This window comes from Rhodanobacter sp. Soil772 (assembly GCF_001428385.1).
In the GTDB taxonomy this organism is placed as follows: Bacteria; Pseudomonadota; Gammaproteobacteria; order Xanthomonadales; family Rhodanobacteraceae; genus Rhodanobacter.
Window position 1 is genome coordinate 1,150,219 of the sequence record NZ_LMSK01000001.1, and the last position, 16,553, is coordinate 1,166,771.

18 protein-coding genes are annotated in these 16,553 nt (G+C 68.2%); 12 read left to right on the forward strand and 6 right to left on the reverse strand.

Going from position 1 to position 16,553, the window contains the following annotated elements; translation table 11 throughout:
- Both ASG75_RS05360 and murJ read right to left on the reverse strand, forming a co-directional pair.
- Positions 1-954 carry a bifunctional riboflavin kinase/FAD synthetase gene (locus ASG75_RS05360; RefSeq protein WP_056386383.1) on the reverse strand — a complete coding sequence of 318 codons (954 nt, stop codon included), beginning with the start codon at positions 952-954 and terminating at the stop codon, positions 1-3.
- 49 nt (positions 955-1,003) lie between these two features.
- On the reverse strand, positions 1,004-2,614 hold the full coding sequence (gene murJ / locus ASG75_RS05365; RefSeq protein ID WP_056386385.1) for a murein biosynthesis integral membrane protein MurJ: 1,611 nt from the start codon (positions 2,612-2,614) through the stop codon (positions 1,004-1,006).
- Positions 2,615-2,834: 220 nt separating this feature from the next.
- On the opposite strand from murJ, the gene rpsT reads away from it, so the two are divergent.
- The gene (rpsT, locus tag ASG75_RS05370; RefSeq protein ID WP_008435251.1) at positions 2,835-3,098 is read left to right on the forward strand and encodes a 30S ribosomal protein S20; all 264 of its coding nucleotides are present in this window, start codon (positions 2,835-2,837) and stop codon (positions 3,096-3,098) included.
- Between the two features lie 79 nt (positions 3,099-3,177).
- Here the strand turns inward: rpsT and ASG75_RS05375 are convergent, their stop codons facing one another.
- From ASG75_RS05375 to ASG75_RS05385, 3 genes are read right to left on the reverse strand one after another with little or no spacing between them, the layout of a single operon-like run.
- Positions 3,178-3,480: a DUF6587 family protein gene (locus tag ASG75_RS05375; RefSeq protein ID WP_056386388.1), complete on the reverse strand. Its 303-nt coding sequence runs from the start codon at positions 3,478-3,480 to the stop codon at positions 3,178-3,180.
- The gene (locus ASG75_RS05380; protein WP_056386390.1) at positions 3,477-5,315 is read right to left on the reverse strand and encodes a ferrous iron transporter B; all 1,839 of its coding nucleotides are present in this window, start codon (positions 5,313-5,315) and stop codon (positions 3,477-3,479) included. Before ASG75_RS05380 ends, ASG75_RS05375 begins: the two co-directional genes overlap by 4 nt.
- Positions 5,312-5,557, reverse strand: a complete 246-nt coding sequence (locus ASG75_RS05385) for a FeoA family protein (protein WP_056386392.1) — start codon at positions 5,555-5,557, stop codon at positions 5,312-5,314. The genes ASG75_RS05380 and ASG75_RS05385 overlap by 4 nt, the downstream gene beginning before the upstream one ends.
- Before the next feature lie 102 nt (positions 5,558-5,659).
- Between ASG75_RS05385 and ASG75_RS05390 the strand changes: the two genes are divergently transcribed.
- The 10 genes from ASG75_RS05390 to ASG75_RS05435 all read left to right on the forward strand — a co-directional run bounded on the left by ASG75_RS05390 (position 5,660) and on the right by ASG75_RS05435 (position 15,100).
- On the forward strand, positions 5,660-6,466 hold the full coding sequence (locus ASG75_RS05390; RefSeq protein WP_056386394.1) for an enoyl-CoA hydratase/isomerase family protein: 807 nt from the start codon (positions 5,660-5,662) through the stop codon (positions 6,464-6,466).
- Positions 6,463-6,981, forward strand: a complete 519-nt coding sequence (locus tag ASG75_RS05395; protein ID WP_056387053.1) for a cupin domain-containing protein — start codon at positions 6,463-6,465, stop codon at positions 6,979-6,981. The genes ASG75_RS05390 and ASG75_RS05395 overlap by 4 nt, the downstream gene beginning before the upstream one ends.
- A gap of 213 nt (positions 6,982-7,194) precedes the next feature.
- A complete protein-coding gene (locus ASG75_RS05400) occupies positions 7,195-9,183 on the forward strand; it encodes an acetyl/propionyl/methylcrotonyl-CoA carboxylase subunit alpha (RefSeq protein ID WP_056386396.1) in 1,989 nt (662 codons plus the stop codon).
- A gap of 12 nt (positions 9,184-9,195) precedes the next feature.
- Complete coding sequence (locus ASG75_RS05405) at positions 9,196-10,095, forward strand: hydroxymethylglutaryl-CoA lyase (RefSeq protein ID WP_056386398.1); 900 nt, start codon at positions 9,196-9,198, stop codon at positions 10,093-10,095.
- 62 nt (positions 10,096-10,157) lie between these two features.
- Positions 10,158-10,964, forward strand: coding sequence for an SDR family oxidoreductase (locus tag ASG75_RS05410; protein WP_162253090.1), 807 nt, complete (start codon positions 10,158-10,160; stop codon positions 10,962-10,964).
- Positions 10,964-12,010 (forward strand): hypothetical protein, encoded by a 1,047-nt coding sequence (locus ASG75_RS05415; protein WP_082547520.1) that lies wholly within the window; start codon positions 10,964-10,966, stop codon positions 12,008-12,010. The genes ASG75_RS05410 and ASG75_RS05415 overlap by 1 nt, the downstream gene beginning before the upstream one ends.
- Positions 12,011-12,145: 135 nt before the next feature.
- A complete protein-coding gene (locus tag ASG75_RS05420; protein WP_235580161.1) occupies positions 12,146-13,408 on the forward strand; it encodes an amidohydrolase family protein in 1,263 nt (420 codons plus the stop codon).
- Positions 13,405-13,893 carry a GNAT family N-acetyltransferase gene (locus tag ASG75_RS05425; protein ID WP_056386405.1) on the forward strand — a complete coding sequence of 163 codons (489 nt, stop codon included), beginning with the start codon at positions 13,405-13,407 and terminating at the stop codon, positions 13,891-13,893. Before ASG75_RS05420 ends, ASG75_RS05425 begins: the two co-directional genes overlap by 4 nt.
- A gap of 9 nt (positions 13,894-13,902) precedes the next feature.
- Positions 13,903-14,505, forward strand: coding sequence for a YdeI/OmpD-associated family protein (locus tag ASG75_RS05430; RefSeq protein ID WP_056386406.1), 603 nt, complete (start codon positions 13,903-13,905; stop codon positions 14,503-14,505).
- A 13-nt stretch (positions 14,506-14,518) separates the two neighbouring features.
- Positions 14,519-15,100 (forward strand): GNAT family N-acetyltransferase, encoded by a 582-nt coding sequence (locus tag ASG75_RS05435; RefSeq protein ID WP_056386407.1) that lies wholly within the window; start codon positions 14,519-14,521, stop codon positions 15,098-15,100.
- A gap of 48 nt (positions 15,101-15,148) precedes the next feature.
- Here the strand turns inward: ASG75_RS05435 and ASG75_RS05440 are convergent, their stop codons facing one another.
- The gene (locus tag ASG75_RS05440; protein WP_056386409.1) at positions 15,149-15,574 is read right to left on the reverse strand and encodes an RcnB family protein; all 426 of its coding nucleotides are present in this window, start codon (positions 15,572-15,574) and stop codon (positions 15,149-15,151) included.
- A 208-nt stretch (positions 15,575-15,782) separates the two neighbouring features.
- Here ASG75_RS05440 and ASG75_RS05445 point away from each other — a divergent pair, with 208 nt between their 5' ends.
- Positions 15,783-16,550: an SDR family NAD(P)-dependent oxidoreductase gene (locus ASG75_RS05445; RefSeq protein ID WP_056386411.1), complete on the forward strand. Its 768-nt coding sequence runs from the start codon at positions 15,783-15,785 to the stop codon at positions 16,548-16,550.
- The last annotated feature ends 3 nt before the right edge of the window (positions 16,551-16,553 follow it).

Consider the following 16,553-nt stretch of genomic DNA (forward strand, 5'->3'; position numbering starts at 1 on the left):
TCACGCCTCGGCCAGTCGCGGGTTCATGCCCAGCAGCTCGCGCGCCTGGCGCGAGTCCAGCGCCATTTGCGCCTTGAGCGGTTCCAGCCCGTCGAATTTCTGCTCGTCGCGCAGCTTGGCGACGAACTGCACCGCCATGCGCTGGCCGTACAGGTCGCCTTCGAAGTCGAACAGGTGCACTTCCAGCAGCGGCTCGGCGACCTCGTTCACGGTGGGGCGCACGCCGAGGCTGGCCACGCCCGGCCAGCTGCACTCGCCCTCGCCCAGCCCCACGCGCACCGCGAAGATGCCCTGGATCGGGCTGACCCGCTGCGACAGGTGGATGTTGGCGGTGGGATAACCCAGCGTGCGGCCGAGCTGGTTGCCGTACTCCACCTTGCCTTCGATCACGAACGGCCGGCCCAGCAGCGACTCCGCGCCGGCAAACCCACCCGCCGCGAGCAAGGCGCGCACCCGGCTGGCCGAGACGCGGGTGTCGTCGAGCTGCACCATCGGCATGCTGCAGGCGGTGAAGCCGAGCTGCGCGCCCATCCGCTCCAGCAGCGCCATGTCGCCGCCGCGCTTGTGGCCGAAGCGGAAATCGCCGCCCACCCACACTTCGCGCGCGGCCAGCCGTTCGACCAGCACGCGCTGCACGAACGCCTCGGCCGACATCGCAGTCAGCGCCTTGTTGAAGCGCAACAGCAAGGTGTGCTGCATGCCGGCGGCGGCAAAACCGCGCAGCTTCTCGCGCACGCTGGACAGCCGCGGCACCGGCGCGGGCGAGAAGAACGCACGTGGCAGCGGCTCGAAGCTCACCACCACCGGGCTGCAGCCAAGCGCCTGCGCGCGCTCGCGCACCTGCGCCAGCAAGGCTTGGTGGCCGCGGTGCAAGCCGTCGAACGCGCCGACCGCGATGACGCTGCCGCGCGGCGCCAGGCAGGGGCCTGCGACATCCCTGGAAAGTCTCATCATCGCGTGAGTATAACGGCCCGGCTGCCCGCGATAAGAGCCTCCGGCGGGTTCACGCACCGCGCAGGTCGCGCAGACGGAAGCCGCCGGCAAACAGCACGGCGACATAGCTGGCCCCGCCGGTCAGCACCAGCACGGTCAGATGCCACAGCCGGGTCAGCACCGGCACTCCGTGGGTCCAGTTCGGCCACAGCCAGCGGCCCAGCAACAACACCGCCACCATCACCGCGCAGGCCGCGGCCAGCCGCAGCAGATGCCGCGACCAGCCCGGCTGGCGCTGGTAGACGCCGGCCTTCTTCAACCAGTGCCACAGCAGCCACAGGTTCACGTAGGCGGCCACTGCGCTGGCCATGCCGAGCGCCATGTGCAGGCCGGGCAGCCGGGCCAGGCCGTCCAGCCACGCCAGCCGCTTCAGCTCGACCGGCGCCCACAGCTCGAACAGCAGCGCCAGGAACACCACGTTCAGCAGCATGTTGGTGAGCAGCGAAGCCACCGCCGCACGCACCGGCGTGCGCGTGTCCTGGCGTGCGTAGAACGCCGGCAGCAACACCTTCACCAGCGCGAATGCGGGCAGGCCGAAGCTCAGCGCGGTGATCGACAGCGTCGCCATGGCGGTGTCGTGCGCGGTCCAGTGGCCATGCTGGAACAGCGTGGCCACTAGCGGCCCGGCCAGCAGCATCAGCGCGAACATCGCCGGCACCGCGATCAGCAGGGTGACGCGCAGGCCCCAGTCCAGCGCGCGCGAGAAACCGGCGGTGTCGGTGGTGACGTGATGACGCGACAGTGACGGCAGGATCACCGTGCCCAGCGCCACGCCGAACACGCCCAGCGGCAGTTCCAGGAAACGATCCGCCTGCGACAGCCAGCTCTGCGAGCCGACCACCAGCAGCGAGGCGATCACCGTATCGAACAGCAGGTTGATCTGCGCCACCGACGAGCCGAACAGGGTCGGCACCATCAGCCGCATGATCCGGCGCACCTCCGGGTGGCTCCAGCCCCAGCGCGGCAGGGTCAGCAGGTCCAGCCCGCGCAGCGCCGGCAACTGGAACAGCAGCTGCAGGATGCCGGCCGCCAGGATCGCCCAGCCCATCGCCATGATCGGCGTCTGCAGCCGCTTCGACAGCCACAGCGCGCCGGCGATCATGCACAGGTTGAGGATCACCGGCGTCAGCGCCGGCAGGCCGAAGCGATGGAAACTGTTCAGCGCGCCGCCGGACAGCGCGGTCAGCGACACGAACAGCAGGAACGGGAAGGTCAGCCGCAGCAGCTCGACGGTCAGCTCGAACTTCTGCGGCTCGTCGATCGCGCCGGGCGAGAACAGCACGGTCACCTGCGGCGCGAAGATGATCCCCAACGCGGTGATCAGCAGCAGCACGCCGCCCAGCGTGCCCGATACCCGCGACATCAGGTCCTTCAGCTGCGCATGCGTGCCTTTTTCCTTCACTTCCGTGAAAACCGGCACGAAGGCGGTGGAGAACGAGCCCTCGGCAAACAGCCGGCGCATGAAGTTGGGGATGCGGAACGCCACCCAGAACGCGTCGGTGGCGCTGTTGGCGCCGAACGCCGCGTTGATCGACATGTCGCGCACCAGGCCGAGCACCCGCGAAACCATCGTCATGCTGCTGAACGAGAGCAGCCCGCGGAGCATGCTGGGGGACTTCATGTGGCGGTTCGTTACCTTCGGCGTCGATCACGCGGGGCGCGTAGTTTGACAGCCCACGCGGGCAGGATGACAGCGCGGATATGGCAGAATAGCGGCACGACGGCCGCCACGTGCCCATGCCGGCCCTCGGCGTGGCCGCCTAAATGATTGACGCATCGGCGAATCGACCGCATAATTGGCGTCTTTTTCCACCCTCAACCCTGCATTCCGGAGTTCTACCTTGGCCAACATCAAGTCCGCGAAGAAGCGCGCGCGCCAGTCCGAACAGCGCCGTCTGCGCAACATCAGCGCCCGCTCCATGGTCCGCACCGCCCTGAAGAAGGTCGTCAAGGCCGTCGAGGCCAAGGACAAGGCTGCCGCCGTCGCCGCGTTCGCCGCTGCCCAGCCGGTGATGGATCGTTACGCCGCCCGCGGCCTGATCCACAAGAACAAGGCCGCCCGCCACAAGAGCCGCCTCAACGCGAAAATCCGCGAACTGGCGTAAGCCGGGGCGCGATTCGAGTTGACGAAGAGCCGGCGCAAGCCGGCTTTTTCATGCCCGCCCCACACGACACCGGATGGCGTCACTGCCGCGAACGAAACTCCAGCGGCATCGGCTTGCTCGTCCGCGCCGCCGCCGGCGGCTTCGGCCCGCAGGCGCCGCAGGTGCTGCAGCCATCGCTGCAATCGCCGGTGGCTTCCTTCGGCTGCAGGCGACGCCCCAGAGCCCGCGCCAGCGAGTTGCGGCCGGGCTGGTTGAAGCGGATCGACGCGGCGGCCAGCCAGCGGTTGGTGAGTTTCGGCGCCAGCTTGCGGAACACGATCAGCACACTGGCCAGCACGATCAGGCCGACCACCACGTACTGCACCAGCAGGCCGGCACTCATGTCAGCATCCTCGCCACCTGGTAGACGATGAACGATGCGGCGTAGGCCATCACGAACATGTAGCTGAACGAGATCGCCACGTTGCGCCAGGAATCGGTCTCGCGCTTGATGATCGCCAAGGTGGACATGCACTGCGGCGCGTACGCAAACCACACCAGCAGCGACAGCGCGCTGGCCAGCGGGATCTGCCCGGCCAGCGCATGGCCCAGCCCGCCGGCCGCTTCGCCACCGACCAAATAGACGGTAGCCAGCGCGGCCACCGCAGTCTCGCGCGCGGCAAACGCCGGGATCAGCGCCAGGCTGATCTGCCAGTTGAAGCCGATCGGCGCGAACACATACTGCAGCGCGCGGCCGATGTAGCCGGCGAAGCTGTACTCGATCGCCGGCTGGGTCGCCCCCTCCGGCGCGCCCGGGAAAGTCGACAGAAACCACATCAGCACGGTCAGGCCGAGGATCACGCCGGTCAGCCGCTTCAGAAAGATCATGCCGCGCTCGTACAGGCCGATCGCCACGTCGCGCAGCTTGGGCATGCGGTACGACGGCAGCTCCATCATCAGCGCGTGCTCGCTCTTGTCGCGGCGGATGTGTTTCATCACCCAGCCCACCAGCATCGCGCCGAGGATGCCGGCCAGATACAGCGCGAACAGCACCACGCCCTGCAGGTTGAACACGCCGAACACGTAGTGGATCGGGATGAAGGCACCGATCAGCAGCGCATACACCGGCAGCCGCGCCGAACAGGTCATCAGCGGCGCGATCAGAATCGTGGTCAGCCGGTCGCGCGGGTCGGTGATGCTGCGCGTGCCCATGATGCCGGGGATCGCACAGGCGAAGCTCGACAGCAGCGGAATGAACGAGCGCCCGGTCAACCCTACCGACAGCATCAGCCGGTCGAGCAGGAACGCGGCGCGCGGCAGGTAGCCGGATTCCTCCAGCACGATGATGAACAAAAACAGCACCAGGATTTCCGGCAGGAAGCCCAGTACCGTGCCGAGGCCGCCGAACAGGCCGTCGGTGACCAGGCTCTGCAGCGGCCCGGCCGGCATCAGCGTGGCGGCATGCCCGCCCATCCAGTCGAAGCCATCGGCGATCGCGTCGGTCATCGGCTTGCCGATCGAGTACACCGCCTGGAACACCAGGAACATCACCACCGCCAGGATGGCCAGCCCGAACACCGGATGTAGGGTCCAGCGGTCCAGCGCATCGTCGAGTTCCGCGGTGGTGCGCGGCATCGTTACCGTTGCCGTCAGCAATTCACGCACCTGTGCATGCAGGTCGGCGCGGCCGGCCGCGTCGCCCACCTGCGCCGGCGCCGCTGGCGGCACTTCGCCGTCGACCCGCTCGATCAGTCCCCGCGCACCGCCGCGCTTCACCGCGACGGTTTCCACCACCGGCAGGCCCAGCCGCCGCTGCAGCTCCGGCACGTCGATGACGATGCCGCGCTGGCGTGCGGTGTCCATCATGTTCAGCGCCAGCACCACCGGCCGGCCCAGCCGCTGCACTTCCAGCACGAAACGCAGGTGCAGGCGCAGATTGGTCGCGTCGGCGACGCAGACGATCAAATCCGGCGGCGCCTCGCCCGGGTAGTTGCCGGCGCAGACATCGTGGGTGATCTGCTCGTCCGGGCTGTTCGCGTCGAGGCTGTAGGCGCCCGGCAAGTCGAGGATCTGCAGGACGCGACCCGACGGCGCGGTGAAGCGGCCTTCCTTGCGCTCCACCGTGACGCCGGCGTAGTTCGCCACCTTCTGCCGGCCGCCGGTGAGCTGGTTGAACAGCGCCGTCTTGCCGCAGTTCGGGTTGCCGACCAGGGCGATGCGCAGGGTCGAGGCGCTCATGCCGCCACCCCGGCCCGCACGCTGATCCGGGCCGCCTCGGCGCGACGCAAGGCAAAGCGGGTGAAACCGATCTGGATCAGCAACGGATCGCCGCCCATCGGCCCCACCGCCACCACGCGCACCGGCTCGCCATCGACGAAGCCCAGGTCGCGCAGGCGCTGCGCGATCGGGTCGGCCGCGTGCGCGTCATCGACGCGGTCGACCACGGCAGGTGCACCCTTGGGCAAATCGGACAGACGCACAGGCTGGATTCTCAAATAAGAATAGTTCGCATTGTAGACCTACACTCGGCCCGCTGCACCACGCCCGGTTTATCATCGTGTCATTTGCCAACGGGATCACCGATGACCGACTCCATCCTGAGCGAGCGCCGCGGCACGGTCGCCTGGCTCACCCTGAACCGCCCGCAGATCCACAACGCGTTCGATGACACGCTGATCGCCGCGCTCACCGACGCGCTGGCGGTCGCCGACGCCGACCCGGCCGTGCGCGCCGTGGTGCTGAGCGGCAACGGCAGCTGCTTCTCGGCCGGCGCCGACCTCAACTGGATGCGCGGCATGGCCAGCGCCAGCGAGCAGGAAAACCGCGAGGATTCGCTGCGGCTGGCGCGGCTGATGCGCAGCCTGCAGTTCCTGTCCAAGCCGACCATCGCCCGCGTCAGCGGCGCCGCCTACGGTGGCGGCGTGGGCCTGGTCGCCTGCTGCGACATCGCGATCGGCGTGGACACCGCCAAGTTCGCGCTGTCGGAAGTGAAGCTGGGCCTGGTGCCGGCAGTGATCTCGCCGTACGTGATCGCCGCGATCGGCCTGCGCGAGGCGCGCCGGCTGTTCATCACCGGCGAGGTGTTCGATGCCGCCACCGCGGCACGCATCGGCCTGCTGCATGCGGTGGTATCCGCCAGCGAGCTGGACGAAGCGATCGAGCGCCAGTTGTATCTGCTGGCCAAGGCCGGCCCGCTGGCCCAGCGCGAAGCGAAACAGCTGGCCTTGCGCATCGGCGGCGTCGACCCGGTGCAGGCCGAGCGCATCGACAGCGCCAACGCCGAACTGATCGCCCGCCTGCGCGTGTCGCCGGAAGGCCAGCATGGCCTGAGCGCCTTCCTCGACAAGCGTGCGCCGGCGTGGGTCGCCGCCGCCCGGAACCTGCCATGAGCGGGCCCATCATCAACCTCGATCAGATCGAACTGCGCTCGGTCGACCCGGCCATGACGCCCACCGGCAAGAACGCGGCAAGCTACGACATCCGCTGGGGCGAGATCGCCAGCCGCATCGGCGCACGCAAGCTCGGCTACAACCTCACCGTGGTGGCGCCGGGCAAGCGCAACTGCCCGTTCCACAACCACCGCGTGGAAGAAGAGCTGTTCTTCATCCTCGAAGGCAGCGGCGAACTGCGCTACGGCGATGCGCGCCATCCACTGCGCGCCGGCGACCTCATCGCCTGCCCGCCCGGCGGCCCGGAAACCGCGCACCAGATCATCAACACCGGCGACGTCGAGCTGCGCTACCTGGCGATCGGCACCAACGAAGCGCCGGACATCTGCGAATACCCGGACTCCGGCAAGTACCTCGTGTTCGACGACAACCTGCGTGACGCGGACGGCAAGCCGCGCAAATTCCGGGTGCTCGGGCGCGAAGCGGAATCACTTGATTATTGGGACGGCGAATAGGCGCCGGCATCGGCTGCCACACCGCAATCTGCTAACTTCAACGGCTTTGCATCAACACTAACGGGAACCTCGAAAAACCCCGATGACGTCATTCCCGCGAAGGCGGGAATCCAAATTGCTGTTACGCAAGGTCTAAATGGATTCCCGCCTTCGCGGGAATGACGACCCAAAAGCTGGTTATTCGAGATTTCCTTACGGTTCCAGGGATCCTGCATGTTCGAACGCGTACTGATAGCCAACCGCGGCGAGATCGCCTGCCGCGTGATCCGCACCTGCCGCCGCCTCGGCATCCACACCATCGCGGTGTATTCGGAAGCCGACCGCGACGCGCAGCACGTGCGGCTGGCCGACGAGGCGTGGCCGATCGGCGGGCCGCTGCCGGCCGAATCCTATTTGCGCATCGAGGCCATCCTCGATGCTGCGAAAAAGAGCGGCACCCAGGCCATCCACCCCGGCTACGGCTTCCTGTCCGAAAACACCGCCTTCTCGCGGGCCTGCCAGGACGCCGGCATCGTGTTCATCGGCCCCGATCCCGAGAGCATCGAGGCGATGGGCTCGAAAGCCGCCGCCAAGCATCTGATGGCCAAACATGCGGTGCCGCTGGTACCCGGCTACGACGGCGACAATCAGGACAACGCCTTTCTCGCCGGCGAGGCGCACAAGGTCGGCTACCCGCTCATCATCAAGCCCTCGGCCGGCGGCGGTGGCAAGGGTATGCAGATCGTGCGCAGCGACGCCGAATTTCCCGAGGCGCTGGCCACCGCCCAGCGCGTGGCGCAGGCCGCCTTCGGTGATGCCAGCATGTTGCTGGAGCGCTACATCGAGCAGCCACGCCATATCGAGTTCCAGATCTTCGGCGACCGCCACGGCAACATCATCCACATCGGCGAGCGCGAATGCTCGGCACAGCGCCGCTACCAGAAAGTGCTGGAGGAAACCCCCTCGCCCTTCCTCACCCCCGAGAAGCGCGCCGCGATGGGCGAAGCTGCCGTGGCCGCAGCCCGCGCGGTGAGCTACGTGGGCGCAGGCACGGTGGAGTTCATCGTGGGGCCGGCTGGCGACTTCCACTTCATGGAAATGAATACGCGGCTGCAGGTAGAGCACCCGGTCACCGAGCTCACCCACGGCGTGGACCTGGTGGAGTGGCAGTTGCGCATCGCCCACGGCGAACCCCTGCCGCTCACCCAGCAACAGGTGGTCTCGCGCGGCCACGCGATCGAGGTGCGCCTGTACGCGGAAGACCCGGACCAGAACTTCCTGCCCGGCTCCGGCAAGCTGCAAACCCTGCGCCTGCCCGCGCCATCGGCGCACGTGCGCCTCGATGGCGGCGTGATCGAAGGCGATAGCGTGACGATCTTCTACGACCCGATGATCGCCAAGCTGATCGTGTGGGACGAGGACCGGCCGCAGGCCCTGCAGCGGCTGCGCGAGGCGCTGGCGGCCAGCGAGATCGTCGGCCCGAAATCGAACATCGGCTTCCTCGAACGGCTGGCGCGGCACCCGGCGGTGGTCGAGGGGCGCATCGACACCGGCTACCTGGATCGCCACCTCGACGAATTCCTGGTCGGTGACGCCACACCCGACAACCACGCACTGTTCGCCGCCGCCATCGCCGCCCTGCTGCACGACGAACAAAGCGTCGGCGCCGCGGCCAGCGATCCGCACTCGCCTTGGGCACGCGCCGATGCCTGGCGCATCGGCCACGCCGGCAAGCGCATCATCGCGCTGACCCTGCGTGAGCAGCGCCACGATATCGAAGCGCACGGCCACAGCGGCAACTACCAGCTGCGTCACGGCGAAGCCCGTTGCGAAGTACGTGGCGCGCGCCTGCTCGACGGCAGCCTGAGCGCCCGCTTCGACGGCGAATCCCTGCGCGTGCCGCTGCGCGCCGACGCCCAACGCGTGCTGCTGCACGACGCCAACGGCCAGCGCTACCGCTTCACCCGCGCCGTCGCGTTCGCGTGGGAATCGAAGGACGCCGCCGGCGGCAATCAGGTCATCGCGCCGATGCCCGGCCGCATCGTGCTGGTCAAGACAAAGGTTGGCAACGTGGTCGAACAAGGCCAGGAACTGCTGGTGATGGAGGCGATGAAGATGGAACTGGCATTGAAAGCGCCACGCGCCGGCACCATCGAAAGCATGAACGCCACGCAAGGCGAGTTCGTCGAAGCGGATGCCGTGCTGGTGCGTTTCGCCGACTGAACGGAGCACGACATGAACCCCTCCAACCACGTCCGCATCGTCGAAGTCGGCGCCCGCGACGGCCTGCAGAACGAGAAGACCCTGCTGCCGGCCGAGGTGAAGATCGCACTGATCGACCGGCTCTCCTCCACCGGCCTCAAGACGATCGAGGCGACCAGCTTCGTCAGCCCGAAGTGGGTGCCGCAACTGGCCGACGCAGCCGAGGTGTTCCGCGGCATCCGCAAGGTACCGGGCGTGAGCTACCCGGTGCTGGTGCCGAACCTGCAGGGCTACCAGCGCGCACGCGAGGTCGGTGCCACGGACATTGCGGTGTTCACCGCTGCGTCGGAAGCGTTCAACCGCAAGAACATCAACGCCTCGATCGACGAGTCGATCGAGCGCTTCATCCCGGTGATGGAACAGGCCCGGGCTGACGGCGTGCAGGTACGCGGCTATGTCTCCACCGTGCTCGGCTGCCCGTACCAGGGCGAGGTGCCGGTCGGCGACGTGGTACGCGTGGCGCGCCGGATGCACGAACTGGGCTGCCACGAGATCTCGCTGGGCGACACCATCGGCGTGGGCACGCCGGCGAAGGCGCGCGCAATGCTGCACGCGGTTGCGCAGGAAGTGCCGATGGCGGCGCTGGCGGTGCACTTCCACGACACTTACGGCCAGGCGCTGGCGAACATCCTGGCCTGCCTGGAAGAAGGCGTACGCGTGGTCGACAGCGCCGTGTCCGGCACCGGCGGCTGCCCGTACGCGAAGGGTGCGACCGGCAACGTGGCCAGCGAAGACGTGGTCTACATGCTGCACGGCATGGGCATCGAGACCGGCATCGACCTCGACCTGCTGATCGCCACCGGCGCCTGGCTGGCCGCGCAATTGCACAAGGAAACCGCCAGCCGGGTCACCCGGGCGCGCACCGCGACTTGAGCCGCGCCAGGGCTGTTGCCGCCCGTGCCGACAGACCGGGGTCGATCGAATCGAGGGGAATGATGATGCTGATGTTGATCACCGGCGCCGCCAACGGTATCGGCGCGGCGATTGCCGCGATGGCCGCCAGCCAGGGCCACCGCGTCGTCGCCGCCGATCGTGACGGCGAGGCCCTGCGCGCACGCTGGCGCGACCACCCCACGGTGCAGTGCGAGGTACTGGACGTGACCCAGGCCGATGCCTGGAGGGCGCTGGTCGCCCGATTGGAGTCGGACAACGGCGCGCTGGATGTGCTGATCAACGTGGCCGGCGTGCTGCGCAGCGGCCAGACCGGCGAGCTGAAACCCGAGGACATCGACCTTACCCTCGACGTCAACGTGCGCGGCACGATCTACGGCAGCAACGCCGTCGCCGCGGTGATGAAGCCGCGCCGGCGCGGCCACATCGTCAACATCGGCTCGGTCGCCTCGCTGTACGCCACGCCGGGCAACACGATGTACGCGGCCAGCAAGTTCGCGGTGCGCGGCTTCAGCATCGCGGCGGCCGGCGACCTGCGCCCGTACGGCATCGCCGTCACCCTGTTCGGCCCCGGCCCGGTCAAGACCGCGATGCTGGAGCAGCAGCGCGGCGACGAGGACGCCGCGCTGACCTTTTCCGGCTCCCGCGCCCTGAGCCCCGAGGAAGTGGCCGCGGCGATCCTCGGCCCGGTACTGCGCAAGCGCCCGGTGGAATATTTCCTGCCGTTCCGCGACGAGGTGCTGGGCAAGATCAGCAACGCCTTCCCGCGCTTCTTCCTCAGCCAGCTCGACAAGGCACGCGCCCGTGGCCGGCGCAACTTCTCGTCGCCGAACTATCGCAAGGAGCCATGATGCATCCGATCACGCATTTCGACGGCGCGCGCAACGCACCCGGCCAGCAGGCCCGCGTCGAGGACACCCGCGCCGCCGCACTCGATTTCCGCCGGCACATGCTGGCCGGCCCCAAGGTGCGCTACTTCGAATCGTTCGACCTGATCAAGCTGATCTACCCCGCCCGCTACGGCCTGCGCAACGCCTATTCGGCCGAGCGGCTCAACGAATACCTGCACATCCACAACCGCCTGTTCGTGGTGCAGTACGACACGCCGGACGGCCTGAAGACGCTGCTGGTTTCGCCGTCCGACCACGAGCGCGGCGGCGAGACGCCATTCTTCCGCCGGCTGCAGGACAGCACGCCGAAGTTCATCGTCGACCGCCTGGTCACCCGCTACGCCAGCGTGCCCGAGGTGCTCGCACGCATCGGCCTGCGCAACGCCGACATCGACTACATCACCTACGACCACCTGCACACGCAGGACGTGCGCCGCTGGCTGGGCAGCGATGGCCAGCCGGCCATGCTGCCCAACGCGAAACTGCTGGTGCACCGGCGCGAATGGGCCAATGCGCAGGATCTCAGCCCGTACCAGCGCGACTGGTATTGCCCGCACGGCGTCGCCGGCATCGACGCGGACAAGGCGATCCGCTTCGACGGCAGCGTGATGCTCGGCGACGGCGTCGCCCTGGTGCACACGCCCGGCCACACCGAAGGCAACCATTCGATCGTGGTCAACACCGACGAGGGGCTGTGGGTGATCAGCGAGAACGGCATCAGCGTGGACGCTTACGCGCCGCAGCACTCCACGCTGTGGGGCGTGGCGAAATACGCCAGGGCCATCGGCACCGAGGTAGTCATCAACGGCAACACGCTGGAGAACTCCGTCGACCAGTACATCTCGATGGTGCAGGAACTGACCATCGCCGGGCCGTCGCAACGGGATGCGCGCTACCCCAACATGTTCCCGTCCTCCGAGCTCACGCCGTTCTGGCTGTTCCCCGGCACGCGGCCCGCGTTCCAGGTGAAACACGCCGTGCATGGCCGCCTGACTCGGCCGGGTTGAGCGGCCCCGCCACGGATCATCGACACCCGGCGCGGACTGGCTAGAATCGGGTTTCTCTCCGATCCGGAACCGGCCATGCGCAAGGCATCGAAAGGCTTCGCCGCCCTGCTCCCGCTGCTGTGCCTGCTGCTGTCGATGGCCGCGCACGGCACCGGCACCACGGCGAAAGGCGACTGGCTGTTGCTGCCCGAGCGCGTGTGGACCGCCGACGGCGACGCCGCGCACAGCGGCTGGGCGGTGCTGGTGCACGACGGCGCGATCGCCGCGGTGGGCCCGGCCGCATCGATCCAGGCACCGGCCGGCACGCAACGCGTCGAACTGCCCGGCGCCACGCTCACCCCCGGCCTGATCGACCTGCACTCGCATCTGTTCCTGCATCCGTACAACGAGACGCTGTGGAACGACCAGGTGCTGACCGAGCCGCAGGATTACCGCACGCTGGAAGCTGCCGCCCACGCGAAGGCCACGCTGATGGCCGGCTTCACCGCCCTGCGCGACCTCGGCACCGAGGGCGCGGGCTTTGCCGACGTGTCGATCCAGCGTGCGATCAACGAAGGGCTGATCCCGGGGCCGCGGATGTTCGTCGCCACGCGCGCCATCGTCGCCACCGCCAGCTATGGACCGGGGCCGCGCGGCTTCCGTCCGGATCTCGACCTGCCGCAAGGCGCGCAGCCGGTCAGCGGCGTGGATGCGGCCATCGCCGCGGTGCGCGAGCAAGCCGCCCGCGGCGCCGACTGGATCAAGCTGTACGCGGACTATCGGGTGGGCCCGAGCGGTGAAACCGCGCCCACCCTCAACCCGGCGGAACTGAAGGCGATCGTCGATACGGCGCACCAGATCGGCCGCCCGGTCGCAGCGCACGCGGCCAGCGATGCCGGTGTGCGGATGGCGGTCGAGGCCGGCGTGGACACCATCGAACACGGCTACGGCGCCAGCGAGGCGACCTTCCGTCTGCTCAAGCAGAGGGGTGTGGCGTATGAACCCACGCTCACCGCGGTCGACGCCACCTCGGAGTATTTCCAGCACTACGTGCCGGGCAAGTCCGAACCCACGCCCGCCATGAAGGAGGCCGAGCACGCGTTTCGCACCGCGCTGAAAGTCGGCGTCACCATCGGCAACGGCAGCGACGTGGGCGTGTTCGCGCACGGCACCAACTGGCGCGAGCCCGCGGCGATGGTGCGCGACGGCATGACGCCGGCGCAGGCGCTGCACGCGGCCACCGACGTGGCGGCGAAGATCCTGCGCCAGTCGCAGCACTTCGGCCGCATCGCGCCCGGCATGGCAGCCGACCTCGCCGCGTTCAGCGGCGATCCCAGCGCGCAGATCGACGCTCTCAAGAAACCGGTCTTCGTGATGAAGGCCGGCGTTCCCTACCGCACCCCCGACATGACCCCATGACCGACACCTTCCTGATCCGCCCGATCGAGCCTTCCGACAACGCGGCGATGGCTGCGATCATCCGCAGCGTGATGCCCGAGTTCGGCGCCGACGGTCCCGGCTTCGCGATCCACGACACCGAGGTCGACACGATGTACCAGGCCTACGCGCAACCGCGTTGCAGCTATTTCGTGGTCGAACGCGACGGTGTCGTGATCGGCGGCGGCGGCATCGCGCCGCTGGAAGGCGGCGAGCCGGGAGTGTGCGAGCTGCGCAAGATGTACTTCCTGCCCACGGCGCGCGGCATCGGCGCGGGCACGGCGATGATGCAGCGCTGCCTCGACGCGGCGCGCGCACACGGCTTCAAGCGCTGCTACCTGGAAACCCTGACCGGCATGGATGCGGCGCAGGCGCTGTACAAGCGCAGCGGTTTCACCGCCCTGTGCAGCGCGATGGGCGGCACCGGTCACCACGGCTGTGACCGCTACTTCATTCGCGAACTGTGAGGTAACGCGATGGTGAACCACGATCCCCGCATCGACGCCTATATCGCGAAATCCGCCGAGTTCGCCCGGCCGATCCTGGAACACTTGCGCAGTCGCATACATGCCGCTTGTCCCGAGGTGGAAGAAGGCATCAAGTGGAGCATGCCGTTCTTCAGCTACAAGAGCGCGCCGATGTGCATGATGGCCGCGTTCAAGCAGCACTGCAGCTTCGGTTTCTGGCTGTCGAAGGAAGTCACCGGCGGCAGCGACGAGGACGGCATGGGCCAGTTCGGCAAGCTCGCCACGCTGAAGGACCTGCCCTCGGACAAGCAGCTCGCCGCCCACCTGAAGAAGGCGATGGCGCTGAACGAGGCCGGTGTGAAGAAGGCGCGTCCCAAGGCCGCCGCGAAACCCGCACCGGCACCGCCGGACGATCTGGCCGCCCTGCTCGCGCAGAAGAAACATGCCGCCGCACGCAAGGCATGGGCGAGCTTCCCGCCCGGCGCGCAACGCGAATACGTCGAGTGGATTGGCGAAGCCAAAACAGATACCACCCGCCAGAAACGCCTGGCCACCACCCTGGAATGGCTGGCCGAAGGCAAGCGGCGCCACTGGAAGTACGAAAAATGCTGAAGGCCACCGCCCGATGATCCGCACCGCCCGCGACGAAGACGCCGCCGCCATCCACGCGATCTACGCCCCTTCGATTACCGACGGCGTGGCCACCTTCGAGACCGAACTGCCCGGCGTGGACGCGATGCGCGCACGCCTGCGCACCCGCCTGCAGCACTACCCGTGGCTGGTGTGGGAGGAGGCCGGCGAGGTGCTGGCGTACGCCTATGCCGGGCGCTTCCGCGAGCGCGCTGCGTACGACTGGATCGCCGAAACCTCGATCTACGTGCGCAGCGATGCCTATCGTCGCGGCATCGCGCGCCGGCTCTACGGCGTGCTGCTGGACGCGATGCGGCTGCAGGGCATCACCCAGGCGGTCGGCGTGATCACCCTGCCCGGCACCGCCAGCGTGGCGATGCACGAGGCGATGGGCTTCACTTCCGCCGGCGTATGGCGTCAGTGCGGCTACAAGCTGGGGCAATGGTGGGACGTGGGGGTGTGGCAAAAGGAACTGCAGCCTGCCGCGATCCCCCCGCAAGCCGTAACGCCGTTCCAGGCGCTCGCCGACACGCCGGCGCTGCACGCCCTGCTGAGCCGAGCCGCACACCGCGCATGAAAACGGCGCGCCCGCGATGCGGACGCGCCGTCATGCCGACGAAGCGGCTTACTGGTTGAGCAGCAGGTCGACGATCACGCCGGTGGCGATCGCCACCAGCAAGAAGTCGCCATTGTCGCTGCGCACCCAGTGATAACCGCGTGGCGGTTCGCGCAGGCGGTCGTGGCGCCAGTCGGTCACCACGTAGCGGGTGCGATATTCCACCGGCAGGTAACCGCCGCGCTTGTACCAGCCCTCGTGGCGGCCGCGATCGTGCCAGCTCTTGTAGTGACCACGACCGGGGCCACGGTCGTCCTGTACATAACGGCCGCGGTCGTGGCCATGGCCGCGATCACCATCGTCCTGCTCGTAGCGATCGTTCCCGTTTCCGTTTCCGTGGCCCCGACCATGGCCGTGACCTTGCGCCAGCACGGAGCCACTGGCCAGCATCAGCATCGCACCCAACACGGCAGACAGACTCAGTAGCTTCTTCATGCATTGCTCCCCACTGTTGATGGATTGGTTCCGCCGGGCCACTCCCGGCACTGACCGGCTCGCGCCGGCGGTTCGAGGCCACGATGGCCGCCGTTACCACAACGCGGCGTGAATTCGCTGCCATGGCAGGTTTCGCGTTCAGCCTGCAGCAGTGCGCGCCGGTCGGCTACCATGGCGGCCTTTCGGCACTGGCTATCAAGGATTCCCCATGCAGCTCGATCAGGTCAAGGCAATCATCACCGGCGGCGCCTCCGGTCTCGGCCACGCGGTGGCGCAGCACATCGTCGCCCACGGCGGCCAGGTCGCGCTGTTCGACGTCAACGATGACAAGGGCCAGGCCGCCGCGAAGGAACTGGGCGACGCCGCGCGTTTCTTCCGCACCGATGTCACCTCAGAGGAAGGCGTGGCCACCAACGTGGCCGCCGCACACCACGCGATGGGCGGCCTGAACGTGGTGATGAACTGCGCCGGCATCCTCGGCGCCGGCCGTGTGCTGGGCAAGGAAGGCCCGATGCCGCTGGGCAACTTCGCCACCACGGTGATGGTGAACCTGGTCGGCAGCTTCAACGTGGCCAAGGCCGGCGCGGCGCTGATGCAGGGCAACGAGGCGGGCGAAGACGGCGAGCGCGGCGTGATCATCAACACCGCCAGCGTGGCCGCCTACGAAGGCCAGATCGGCCAGGCCGCGTACTCCGCCTCCAAGGGCGGCGTGGTCGGCATGACCCTGCCGATGGCGCGCGAGCTGGCCCGCTTCGGCATCCGCGTGGCGACGATCGCGCCGGGCATCTTCTGGACGCCGATGGTCGATGGCATGTCCGAGGCCGTGCAACAGTCGCTCGGCGCCTCGATCCCGTTCCCCTCGCGGCTGGGCCAGCCGGCGGAGTTCGCCGCGACGGTCGCCTTCATCCTCGGCAACCGCTACATCAACGGCGAAACGATCCGCCTCGACGGCGCGGTGCGGTTGCAGCCCAAGTAAATA

Coding starts and splice junctions, on each gene's coding strand:
- ASG75_RS05360 (WP_056386383.1), bottom strand. CDS start 954: ATGATGAGACTTTCCAGGGATGTCGCAGGCCCCTGCCTGGCGCCGCGC.
- murJ (WP_056386385.1), bottom strand. CDS start 2,614: ATGAAGTCCCCCAGCATGCTCCGCGGGCTGCTCTCGTTCAGCAGCATG.
- ASG75_RS05375 (WP_056386388.1), bottom strand. CDS start 3,480: ATGAGTGCCGGCCTGCTGGTGCAGTACGTGGTGGTCGGCCTGATCGTG.
- ASG75_RS05380 (WP_056386390.1), bottom strand. CDS start 5,315: ATGAGCGCCTCGACCCTGCGCATCGCCCTGGTCGGCAACCCGAACTGC.
- ASG75_RS05390 (WP_056386394.1), top strand. CDS start 5,660: ATGACCGACTCCATCCTGAGCGAGCGCCGCGGCACGGTCGCCTGGCTC.
- ASG75_RS05395 (WP_056387053.1), top strand. CDS start 6,463: ATGAGCGGGCCCATCATCAACCTCGATCAGATCGAACTGCGCTCGGTC.
- ASG75_RS05400 (WP_056386396.1), top strand. CDS start 7,195: ATGTTCGAACGCGTACTGATAGCCAACCGCGGCGAGATCGCCTGCCGC.
- ASG75_RS05405 (WP_056386398.1), top strand. CDS start 9,196: ATGAACCCCTCCAACCACGTCCGCATCGTCGAAGTCGGCGCCCGCGAC.
- ASG75_RS05410 (WP_162253090.1), top strand. CDS start 10,158: ATGATGCTGATGTTGATCACCGGCGCCGCCAACGGTATCGGCGCGGCG.
- ASG75_RS05415 (WP_082547520.1), top strand. CDS start 10,964: ATGCATCCGATCACGCATTTCGACGGCGCGCGCAACGCACCCGGCCAG.
- ASG75_RS05420 (WP_235580161.1), top strand. CDS start 12,146: ATGGCCGCGCACGGCACCGGCACCACGGCGAAAGGCGACTGGCTGTTG.
- ASG75_RS05425 (WP_056386405.1), top strand. CDS start 13,405: ATGACCGACACCTTCCTGATCCGCCCGATCGAGCCTTCCGACAACGCG.
- ASG75_RS05430 (WP_056386406.1), top strand. CDS start 13,903: ATGGTGAACCACGATCCCCGCATCGACGCCTATATCGCGAAATCCGCC.
- ASG75_RS05435 (WP_056386407.1), top strand. CDS start 14,519: ATGATCCGCACCGCCCGCGACGAAGACGCCGCCGCCATCCACGCGATC.
- ASG75_RS05440 (WP_056386409.1), bottom strand. CDS start 15,574: ATGAAGAAGCTACTGAGTCTGTCTGCCGTGTTGGGTGCGATGCTGATG.
- ASG75_RS05445 (WP_056386411.1), top strand. CDS start 15,783: ATGCAGCTCGATCAGGTCAAGGCAATCATCACCGGCGGCGCCTCCGGT.